The organism is Bacillus haikouensis, from assembly GCF_013179555.1.
GTDB classification, from domain to species: Bacteria; Bacillota; Bacilli; order Bacillales; family Bacillaceae_B; genus Rossellomorea; species Rossellomorea haikouensis_A.
Map to the genome: position 1 here is coordinate 1 of NZ_JABMCR010000144.1, position 11,059 is coordinate 11,059.

General features: G+C 39.4%; 10 protein-coding genes. 3 read left to right on the forward strand and 7 right to left on the reverse strand.

Translation table 11 applies throughout. From position 1 onward, the window contains the following. Positions 1 to 190: 190 nt before the first annotated feature. Positions 191 to 880, reverse strand: coding sequence for a helix-turn-helix domain-containing protein (locus tag HP456_RS14090; RefSeq protein ID WP_172252152.1), 690 nt, complete (start codon positions 878 to 880; stop codon positions 191 to 193). A 721-nt stretch (positions 881 to 1,601) separates the two neighbouring features. Here HP456_RS14090 and HP456_RS14095 point away from each other — a divergent pair. Both HP456_RS14095 and HP456_RS14100 read left to right on the forward strand, forming a co-directional pair. Further along, positions 1,602 to 2,576, forward strand: a complete 975-nt coding sequence (locus HP456_RS14095; RefSeq protein WP_172252154.1) for a DNA/RNA non-specific endonuclease — start codon at positions 1,602 to 1,604, stop codon at positions 2,574 to 2,576. 354 nt (positions 2,577 to 2,930) lie between these two features. Further along, positions 2,931 to 3,305, forward strand: coding sequence for a VOC family protein (locus tag HP456_RS14100; RefSeq protein ID WP_172252156.1), 375 nt, complete (start codon positions 2,931 to 2,933; stop codon positions 3,303 to 3,305). 163 nt (positions 3,306 to 3,468) lie between these two features. On the opposite strand, the gene HP456_RS14105 is transcribed toward HP456_RS14100, so the two are convergent. From HP456_RS14105 to HP456_RS14130, 6 genes are read right to left on the reverse strand one after another with little or no spacing between them, the layout of a single operon-like run. After that, a complete protein-coding gene (locus HP456_RS14105) occupies positions 3,469 to 4,794 on the reverse strand; it encodes a GntT/GntP/DsdX family permease (protein WP_172252158.1) in 1,326 nt (441 codons plus the stop codon). 47 nt (positions 4,795 to 4,841) lie between these two features. Then, on the reverse strand, positions 4,842 to 5,564 hold the full coding sequence (locus tag HP456_RS14110) for a GntR family transcriptional regulator (RefSeq protein WP_172252160.1): 723 nt from the start codon (positions 5,562 to 5,564) through the stop codon (positions 4,842 to 4,844). 16 nt (positions 5,565 to 5,580) lie between these two features. Next, complete coding sequence (locus HP456_RS14115; protein WP_172252162.1) at positions 5,581 to 6,594, reverse strand: sugar kinase; 1,014 nt, start codon at positions 6,592 to 6,594, stop codon at positions 5,581 to 5,583. Continuing rightward, positions 6,587 to 7,342: a 2-dehydro-3-deoxy-phosphogluconate aldolase gene (gene dagF / locus HP456_RS14120; protein WP_172252164.1), complete on the reverse strand. Its 756-nt coding sequence runs from the start codon at positions 7,340 to 7,342 to the stop codon at positions 6,587 to 6,589. The genes HP456_RS14115 and dagF overlap by 8 nt, the downstream gene beginning before the upstream one ends. After that, positions 7,339 to 8,445: a DgaE family pyridoxal phosphate-dependent ammonia lyase gene (locus HP456_RS14125; protein WP_172252166.1), complete on the reverse strand. Its 1,107-nt coding sequence runs from the start codon at positions 8,443 to 8,445 to the stop codon at positions 7,339 to 7,341. The genes dagF and HP456_RS14125 overlap by 4 nt, the downstream gene beginning before the upstream one ends. Continuing rightward, on the reverse strand, positions 8,423 to 9,526 hold the full coding sequence (locus HP456_RS14130) for an amidohydrolase/deacetylase family metallohydrolase (protein ID WP_172252170.1): 1,104 nt from the start codon (positions 9,524 to 9,526) through the stop codon (positions 8,423 to 8,425). Before HP456_RS14130 ends, HP456_RS14125 begins: the two co-directional genes overlap by 23 nt. A gap of 193 nt (positions 9,527 to 9,719) precedes the next feature. Between HP456_RS14130 and HP456_RS14135 the strand changes: the two genes are divergently transcribed. Next, positions 9,720 to 10,811 carry an adenine deaminase C-terminal domain-containing protein gene (locus HP456_RS14135; protein WP_172252168.1) on the forward strand — a complete coding sequence of 364 codons (1,092 nt, stop codon included), beginning with the start codon at positions 9,720 to 9,722 and terminating at the stop codon, positions 10,809 to 10,811. Positions 10,812 to 11,059 lie beyond the last annotated feature (248 nt).

Consider the following 11,059-nt stretch of genomic DNA (forward strand, 5'->3'; position numbering starts at 1 on the left):
AATTAATTGAGTATTTAGCGATAGGTAATAAGAGGAGATTATTCCGTTATTTCCACATTATTACTCGCTTTTTGGGGAATAAGGGGAGTTTTTCCGCTTATACATAGCAAATTTTCTGTTTTAAAGCGGTCTGAGTCTAATAAGAGAAATTTTTCCCTCTATTTAAGTTAATCACAATGGTATTTCCCGATTAAGGGTAATTTTTCCCTCTACTTATTTGATGAATGTGCCTTACCTGACTCCCTAACTGGTAAGAGCGGACTCTCACTGTCCCAGAAGCGGGAGTCAACATCTGTTTATCAACTAGTTGTGAAAGTACTTTTCTAACCGTCTTGCCACTTAGTTTCAAATACTTCGCGACTTCTATAGGGGTTATGTGCTCTCCTTTTCGAATCACTAGCCGCAGCACTTCCTTTTCGACTAAGGAGAGAGTGGTCTGATCCAGCTCATCCCCCAACCATCGGCCAATCACCTGCTGAATAATTTGTTGGCATCGACGAGGCTTCTCTTTAACTTGGTCATACGAAAAGCGGATTACGGTCCATCCGTCAATCACCAATTGGTTTTGACGTTCCAAGTTATCGGAAAATTGCCATCTGCTTATTTTTTGTAAATGAGGACCGAACCCGTCAATCTCAAGGCAAATCTGGATGGTAGGACGAATATAAGCAAAGTCCAAGTACCTTTTGCCATCCTTAAAATCATTGACCTCATATTCTGGATGCAGATACCGAAAATGGTGAAATAATGGCCACCACACTTGTTTCAAAAACAACATTTCAGCATGTTTGTGACCTTCCTGTAAGCGCCGCAGCCGTTCGCCGGTTCTGGTCTGTAAGTGACTATTCATAAAGGTCTGATATTCTTCTTCAAAACACATAGCATCCCTCTTCCTATCCAATGATCAAGTCATTTGTAGAACCTTTAAATTTGAAATTTTGAAAGATTTTTAGAGATAGTGCGAGTAAAAAAAGAAGTTTAATGTGGTCTTAACTTGGGGGGAGTTGAAGCAAATAAAAAATTATAGAGCAACTATTAAAATCTTAAGGAAGAAACTTAAGTGCAGAACTTTTTTTCCATTAACCCACCTCCTTTCAATAATCATCATTTTTTCATTAAGTACTGATTAGACTTTCAGTTCCCTGGTCAATTGTTAATAAATTACAATAGGATAGTTTATTTACAGTTTAATAGAACGAAATCATAATGCCAAGCCCTGTGATAAAGATTTTCTCCTCAATGACAGTCGCTCCTAGAGAAAGGATACCACGACATTGCGAACAGCCTTCCCTATAAGGAACTGGGGAAGAGTTAGCAGGAAATCCTCCTCGTATTCCAGACCCCGGTTTATATCCAACGTATATATAAGAAGCAATTCGCATATGTATTGTAGAGCCGGCACCTGAAAAGGTTGTCAGTTCTTTTTTTTGCCAAAAGAACTCTTGCCGTATAAAACGGTATGGGTTTCTTATTAGCACAACAATTATTTGAAATGTGTTTTTATTCAGATTAGTGAAAATTCAAAGGGATATTAACAATTTGCGGTAAAATGAACAAGGTGATTTCGGCCATTAAGTAAGATATTTTAGGAGTGTCTAAAAATGAAAAAGAAAATAAACGGATTACTCTTGCTTTTAACGACTATCTTTATTGTTGGTTGTGCCAACGCAGAAGGTGCAGCCACGACAGATAAAGAAGCAGATGCGAAAGTAGCAGCAACGGAGAAAACTGATTTAAAAGGTGTAAAGGAAGAAGCTGCTCCGGAGGTTGTGGAGGAGCCTGAAGTAGAGGAAGCAGTCGCAGAAGAAATCTCACCTGAAACAAATGATGAAGAGTTTCCAGGATTAGATCTCCTTGAGGTCGATGGTGGTGATTTGTCCGGATATCGTCAACCGAACGTCGTCGTGGACATTGGGTTTGGGGACCGTGAGTATTGGGCATTCACGAATGAATACGGTCAGCTGGTGCGTGTCATTGCTGACGAAATCATAATACAAGATGATCGTAACGAACCGGTATCATCGTCTGGCAGATACTACTCTGATGAGGCAAAGGTTCCTGGTGTAGAAAGTGACATTTTAGATGAAGGACATATCATTGCTGATTCTCTCGGCGGGGTATCGAATGCTTATAATATCACGCCTCAAGAAAGCACGCTTAACCGCCACGGTGATCAAGCGTATATGGAAAAAAGTATCCGTGACGCTGGTGGAGCCACAGATTTTGAAGCCATCATCACCTATCCAAATACGGAGACGCAGATTCCTTCAAGTTATCAGTATACCTATACTTTAAAAGGAAACGTAATCGTTGATAATTTCGACAATGTGAACCCTGATGAAGTAAACGAATCACTCGGTCTAACAGAAAGTAAGCCTTCCAGTTCAGAGAGCACCAACACAAACTCAACGAATTCAAACACAGAAGGCAACATCTCAAGCATTGATACGGACGGTAGTGGACTCGTTACAATTAAAGAAGCAAAAGCAGCCGGCTTCAGCATGCCAATCACAAGCGATCACTGGTTATATCCTCATATGCGAGACAATGATGGAGACGGGATGGTTGGAGAATAGAATATCGATACGAAGTCATAACAAAAAGATGCTTTAGCGTACCAGGGTCAGGCCTAATTCTCTAAATTTTTTCTAGTCGATTAGTCGAGTAACATCATACGATATACGGCCCCGTTCCTTTTTTATCTACCTTTCCATCATATAGCTGCCTCATGATTATGTCTCCCCACTCATAAGTCTTTTACTTTATCACTCATCCGATTTCCATCAATCCTTATTACTGGCTTCATTACATACCGTTATATCTTACTCTGTTATTCAGAATTTACAGACTACAAATTGTAAAATTATGTTAGAATAAAAGTAGATTCTTACTTTTACCTTCTATCCAATTAAATAAAGGAGAGATACATAATGAGTAAATCGTTTATTGAACAAGTTCATTACATTAGAATCCCTGTGAGGGATTTAGAGGAGTCTGCACGTTGGTATAGAGACGTGTTAGGACTGCAATTGTTGACCATTACAGAGGATCCATATGCGGTTATAAAAGTAAATGATGGACCATTCTTACTTATTTTGGTCCCAACTCCTGATGAAACCTATGCACATTTTACAATTCAAAATGAGTCAGCCTTTAACATTGGCTTTACCAGTCCTGAATTATCTAAATTCCATGAACATCTAGTAGATAATGGCGTCAGGGTTGATGATATACAAGAAGATAATGGGCATGCCTATTTTCACTTTTACGATCCAAATGGGAATAAACTTCAAGTGCACTGGTGATACTTGATCCGATAAAAATTCCAACTCATGTGGTAAAATAGTTAACTTCAACTTATAGTAGATTTTCACCACCAAGTTTTAGCCCATGCCGAGGGCATCATAAAAAGCGTTGTCCCAAATTTACCTTTGGGACAACGCTCTTCGAATAACAGGTATATCTTTTTTAAATAAATACATCTAATAATAAAGTTAATCCAAATGCAACAAACGATAGGATCGTTTCCATCACTGTCCATGTTTTGAACGTTTCTTTTACAGTTAACCCCATATACTCTTTTACTAACCAAAAACCTGCGTCATTCACATGTGAGAGCATAAGTGATCCAGCACCTGTTGCGATAACAAGTAATTCTAAATTAACTCCTGACATATGTGCCACAACTGGCGATACGATTCCAGCTGCTGTTGTTAATGCAACAGTTGCTGAGCCAGTGGCTACCCGGATTAGACCTGCCACCAAGAAGGCAAGGATAATTGGTGATAAGGAAATTTGTTCAGCCATCGTTGCAATGGCATTACCCACACCGCTGTCAATTAGAATTTGCTTAAAGCCTCCACCGGCACCGATAATAAGGATAATGGAAGCAAGTGGTAATAAACACTCGTCTGTTAATTTTTTTAATAGATTCTTATCCGCTCCTTGGCGGTAACCCAAGAAGTAGTAAGCAGCAAAACAAGAGATTAATAGAGCTATGACAGGGCTTCCAATTAATAATAGGAATCTTTCAATGAATCCAGGAAATGAAAGATATGGTGCAACTAAAGTAAGAACCATTAATAGAACAGGCAACAAGATTATGAAAAAGGAGATCCCAGTACTCGGTAATTGATTTGACTTTGTTTCCACACGAATCAGTTCTGGTTCCCCAACAGGAATTACCCTTTTATGAATCCATTTTGCAAAAATTGGTCCAGCAATTAATGCTGTTGGAAAAGCAATGATTAATGAATAAAGAAGAACATGGCCCATGTTTGCATTATAAATACCAATTGCTGTCATCGCCCCTGGATGTGGCGGGACTAAACCATGGACTATCGATAATCCTGCCAGAACAGGAATACCTATTAATAAAATATTCTGCTTCGTTGATTTACGAATAGAAATAACTAAAGGAAGTAAGATCACTAAACCAACTTCAAAAAATACCGGAATCCCGATAATAAATCCTGATAGGAGCATAGCCCACGGAAGATTCTTTACATTAAATCGTTTAATAAAGAAATCAGCTACTTGCATTCCAGCTCCTGAATCAGACATCATCTTTCCTAAGATGGTACCAAGTGCTAATATACCAACTAGATGTCCAAGGACAGCCCCAACCCCTGTTTCATACCCGTGGACAATTTGATCCAGTGGTAATCCTGAAAAAACAGCCAGAAATATGCTTGCTACTGTTAAACTTATGAATGCATGCCATTTCCACCATGATACTCCTAATATAACAATGATGATTGCTATTATTGTAATGCCTAGTAAATATATATCCATAATCCCTCTCCTCCAGGAAAACGCTTCCATTTATCGCTAAAAGCTAGTTATTGTGCGGAATCATTATACGTAACAATATAGTTTTGTTTTTCTGTATGGTAGTAGCCTTCGCTATACTCCAATACGTTCCCCTCTTCATCGCTGGAACGTCTTATTCTTTTTAATAAAGGTGTGTCTTTTTCCAGTTTAAATGTTTCACAAATATGAGCAGGTGCAATGGCTACAGCGAACTCATCGCGAAATGATTCAAGACGAATATGATGTTTCTCCAAAAAGCGATACAAAGAATTAATCTGAACATCATTTAACTCTTCTTCACTTAAGTCTAATAAAAAATAATGAGTAAAGTAGATATACGGCTCATTGTCCAATAAGTAAAGCCGTTCAATTTGAATACAATGATCCCCGAATATTGAATGAAGTTCGGATTCTGAAAACACTTCGACCTTCTTGATGCTTACTACTTTTTTGCTAATATGGTGTCCTTCCTCTACCAATATCTCTGTAAAGCGCTTTCCTTTTGAAAGCTTTGCAATGGTAACATTTGAAATTACTTTCGTTCCTTTGCCGCTTTTTTTTTCTAAATATCCTTCTTGAACAAGTTCCTTTATCGCATTCCGAACAGTTATTTTACTCACATTGAATTCTTCTTCTAATTGAGGCTCAGAGGGAATGTTTGTGTTAATAGCGTATTCACCATGTAAAATACGATCTTTCAAAATCTCTTTAATTTGAACATACAACGGACCTTTTTTTCTATTCACATTCATTCCCTATCTCCTGCCTTTACCTTTTTATATCTTCAATCGTTCCTGTCATGGCCGACAGGATCTCCGTTTCTGTTGACATTGGGGTATCCCCGGCGATAGTACATGCAAGCATTCCAGCTGTTGCTGCAAACTGGACTGTTTTCTCAGAAGGAAATCCAGCCAGTTCACCATGTAGAATACCACTGGTATAAGCATCGCCAGCACCAATTCTATCATATACAGAAAAAGAAGTGCTCTTTGAAAATACAAATGATTCGTTTTTATAGATATAGCCTTTTAGTGAATGAGTATTATCGCTGTTAATCGCCCGATGGGTTCCTGCTATTGTTTGAATGTGAAACCTTTTTGCCACAGTCGGAATAAGATCCTTCAGTTGTTCTTCCTTTGATGTTTTGTCCGTCACCATTCCTAATGTAAACATTGCATCTTTTTCATTCATCAAGACGATATCAGCTAAAGCAAGCATATCTTCATAATGAGGTTTTGCTTGAATATAGCCCCCATCCCATAAAGATGGGCGGTAATTACAATCAAAGCAGACAAGGCCGCCTTTTTCTTTTACTTTTTTGGCAAGTAGTTTCATGTTCTCACGGACCTGATCTGTCATGGCAAGCGTAATGCCACAAAAATGAACGATATCGGCATTTTCAGCAATCAAATCCATATCATAATCAGAACCGTTAGCTGTATTAAAGCTGCTTTCCAGGCGATTCGTATAGGTTACACGGCTCGCACGCTGTCCGAAGCCATTTTCTAAAAAATACATGCCTACATATTTACCACCTCTGGAAATGAAATCTCTCTCAATTCCTAAACGCTGCAAAAAAGAAATGGCTGCATCCCCTAAAGGGTTATTCGGTAATTTTGTAACAACATATCCATCATAGCCAAGATTTTTCATTGCAGAAGCTACGTTTACTCCCGTGCCTGAAAAAGAGTATTGTAATGTATTCGCTTGTGTCATCAGTTCGTAACCTGGCACCTGCAGCCGCATCATCACTTCTCCAAATGCAATGACTTTTTTAGGCATATTGAGCAACCAGATCTTTTGTAGTCGCTAATAATTTTCTTACATCTTCCTCGTTTGTTTTTCCAGTCTCTTTATGAATAATAGACGAATACACATGAGGAATAATTTTAGGCACTTTTGCTTCTAATGCGATCTCTAAGATACTTCCGAAATTTTCTAAATCAATGCCCCCGGTTGGCTCTAAGGCAAATCCTTCCTCTCCACAAGCTTTTGCTACTGCACGAAATTCGTCTTCATGCTTTAACCCCTTCATCGGGAAGTATTTCAATGCATTTCCTCCCATATCCCGCACTAGAGCAATAGCGGATTTAATTGGGACGATAGCTGATTCCTCTGTTCCAGCACTTATAGGACCAGTAGAAATATTGACATAACCCACTTTGCCGGTTGGCGAAACAAGGGAATTAATCCAGCCCTCATTTTCTCCTAAATTTGCTCGAGTAGCCCCTACAGAAGGAAAAACTTGATTAATATGGCTTCCAGAATAGTATTTAGTAATTTCTGCTACAACAGCAGCCTGTTTATTATCGCCAGCGCCTAATCCGATTGAAACGGCATCATCTATAGCAGCTCCATATTCCTTCATAGCCGAAACAGCGTCCTCAACTGTAGGGTAATCTTTTGAAAGCACACCTACTAAAACATGTCCTTCAGCTGCGTCAAAAACTTCCTTTGCATTTTCAACACTATTAGCTAATACATTTAAAGCTACTCGGTTTTGATAAAAACGTTTTTCACTATTCATCATTCTTCTCCTCCTAAAATTGCTTTTAAAGTCGTCTTTATCACTTGGATGTCATCACCTTGCAGCGGACGAGGGTCAATATCAAAGAAGCCTTGGCGAATTCCGTAATCCCTCGTATAAATGGCAATGTTTCCATTTCTCAACTTGTCATTTACTTCTTTCGCTGTTATTTGGGCAATAGCAGGATCTATGTGAATCCTTGCTCTAAAAATGGCTCGTCCCGCTTCGTCTTGTACAATGGTTACTTTTACACCATCGATTGAATCTAATGATTTTAGAACTTCCAGACTGGCTTTTTCCTTTTCACTATTGTCCTTTTTGTCAAAATATTCATCCAATGCCTGCAACAGGCCAAACGTGGTTTCCTTCCCGACCTTCATGCTTCTTCCACTACAATGCAGCTGAACTTTTAACCATTCAATATAGTTTTGTTTTCCGGCAACGATTCCAGATGTTGGTCCTTCAATCGCTTTCGAGCCACTGTAAATGGCTAAATCAGAAAATTGTACATATTTCTTTAAATCTTCTTCCGCAGCCGCATCGACAATCATAGGAACGTTATTCGCTTGTGCCACTTCCCATGCCTCTTCCACTGAAATCATATTTTTTTGAACAGCATGATGAGACTTTACGAATAAAATTGCTGCCGTATTTTCATTTATCGCATCAGCGATATGCTCTGCTTTACCTTCATTGGCATAGCCAACCTCAACCAGCTTCCCTCCGCCAAGATAAACCATTGTTTCTACCGGTGCACCATATTGCACATTATGGCCTTTTAACATGATGATCTCATTTTGTGGAATCGTTTCTTGGTGAAGTCTTTCACTTTTTCGAAGGTTTCCTTCCGTGACAATCGCCGCTGTAGAAAGAGCAATTCCACTAGACGCAGAGTTTACGACAACCGCTGCTTCAGATTGAAGGAGACCGGCAATGTGTTCTCCTGCCCTATCGACTAAATCGGAAATTTCAACATAATTTTGCCCGCCCATTTTCATTGCTTCCATCACCGTATCCGTTGGAGCTGAAACTCCTAAAATACTCATCCTTCCACTTGCATTGATAACTCGTTTTAATCCATATTTAGCATTCAATGTATTCTCCATTTATAACCACTCCTTTTACTGAAATTCTTTGGGCTGCTTTTCGTTTCTCGCCTTCAGAATCTTGCAGCACAATCGATTCATCTTCAACCGAAAATAATGTGAGGTTTGCACTATCGCCTTCTAAAATCCTCCCAAGAGCAGGCTTTCTTAGCCACTTTGCTGGATTTACTGTCACTGCATCAATAACCTCTTCAAGGGAATAACCCAAAAGCAAAAATTTTGTTAAGACGTTAGCCATGCTGTAGACCGGCCCCTGCAGCCGATTTTTTCGATAAATATCTGTACTGATCGTATCAAAGTGAATACCGTGCTCTTTAGCCTGTTCTGCTGTTTGAAAGGAGAAACTTGCATTTCCATGGCCAACATCCAAATGAACTCCCCGTTCAATTGCTTTATGAAGCTTAGAAAGAGGATGACCAGATTTCTCAAATAAATTATTGGCTTTCCCATTTAAGTAATGGGTAATAACATCATCTTTCTCGAGTAAATCAAGGACATCATTAATATCCGGAGGTCCTGATCCAATATGAACCATAAGCGGTAAATCAGTTTCCTTTGAAAACTTGCGAGCCTTTTTTAAAGGTTCAACACCGTTGGGACCAACCACACTTTTACTTATTCTGGCTTTAAGTCCAACAATGAAATTCTTATTTTCTGTTACGGCCTTTATTAACTCTTCTTCATTTAGCCAAGAAAGATCAGATAGCTCATCGACTTGTTTTAAGCCAATTCGTGAAATATTCAAGAAAGCGAATACATTTGTTTTGGATTTTTTTGAATTGCTAACCAAGTCATGAATCCGATCAGCCCCGGTACTTCCAGCATCAATAATCGTTGTTACACCTGATTTATAACCAATCTCATCAATATCATCTCCGTAAGGATCGAATACGGGGAAGGCATGTACATGCATGTCAATCCATCCACTGGAAATGTAGACTTTATGGTTAAAATCCACTATTTCATCTCCTGCTCCGGTTCCTGCGGGAGCAATTTCTGCAATTTTTCTGTTTTTCACTACAATATCTGCAGTATTTCCATTAGTCGTTTTTACATTCCGTAAAACGAACCTGGTTGTCATGTCTATCATCCCTTTTGGTCATACTTAAATAATGTAAACGGTTAATTATATTTTTTTACCTAGATAATTTCTCTTTGCAAAAACAGATTAACATTTTTCTCAGCTCCAGTCAATATAACGTTATAATGTTTAAAATGAAGGACATGCACCAAGAGTTTCCGGCCGACAATTGCATGCCTATTTATCAGCTGGAGTGAATTCCGATCATGAAAGCCGGTCGGAAGAAGAAATTCTTGAGAAATTACGGGCAGGAATGCTGATTTATATTAGAGAATCGAGTGTGAGTCAGTTTGCGGATATTGCTGCTAAGGCATGGAAATCCGTACCATACGCTTCTAATATAGCCATGTGCACAGATGATATAGAGCCTAATGATATGTTGAAAAATGGCCAGATGAATCGAGTTGTACGGCGTGCTATTGAAGAAGGGATTCCTGCTCCGCTAGCCATTCGCTACGCAACACTTGGAGGAGCCATACGTTATGGACTTCGAGATCGAGGAGCAATTGCTGCAGGATATTTAGCAGATTTTTCTTTGGTAGATTCATTGGAAACGATGCGGGTAGATGATGTATTTGTACAAGGAACACAAATGGTGGCAGATGGAAAAGTAACGGCTGACATTAACAGCAATATTCCTCCATTACTTAAAAATACAGTCCGCCTTCCTTCATTGCAAGTAGAGGATTTTTCTATTAAAGCACCCGTTCAAAACGGGAAAGTTACTCTTAACACAATGGAAATGACACCAATTGGAACGACAAAACAAGGTACATTAGAGGCAGAAGTAAGCAACGGTGAAATAAGTACGTTGCCTCCTGATTATGTCTATGTGGCAGTTGTTGGCCGCCACGGACAAAATCGCAAGCCTTTTGTCGGTGTGTTGAAAAATTCTGGTCTTCAAAGTGGAGCGTATGCAACAACGGTTTCACATGATAGCCACAACCTAGTAGTAGCGGGTACAAACGCACCTGATATGCTGCAAGCTGCAGAACGTTTACAGGAGGTCGGTGGAGGACTTTGCCTTGTTGAAAATGGTAACGTTGTTGCTCAGGTAGATCTTCCAATAGCAGGCTTAATGGCCCCTGAAACGATAGAAGAGCTATCTCCAAAAGTGGAAAAATTCAATGAAAAAGCTCGATCAATGGGCGTTAAGGTTGGCAGGCGATCACCGTCAATGGCTTTATCCTCATTGACGTTAACCGTTATTCCAGAGATTAGGATTAGCGATCTTGGCTTAGTGGATGTTAATGAACAAAAACTAATCCCACTTTTTGTAAAGTAAATGTTCCTAATTTATAATTAAAAACGGGGAGTATGGGGACGGAGCTAACGCTTCCTTTAAACTATAATAAAATGCGCGGGGATCCGTCCCCGCGCTCTCACATTTCTCCTTTAAAACGACGCATTAGAAGAAGCAGCCGACTCATCAGCCTTCACACAATCAATCGCAATAACCAATGCAATCACAATCGTCTCCATCTCTTCATCCAGCACCTGCACCCGATAGCTGTCACCCCAACTGAACCACTT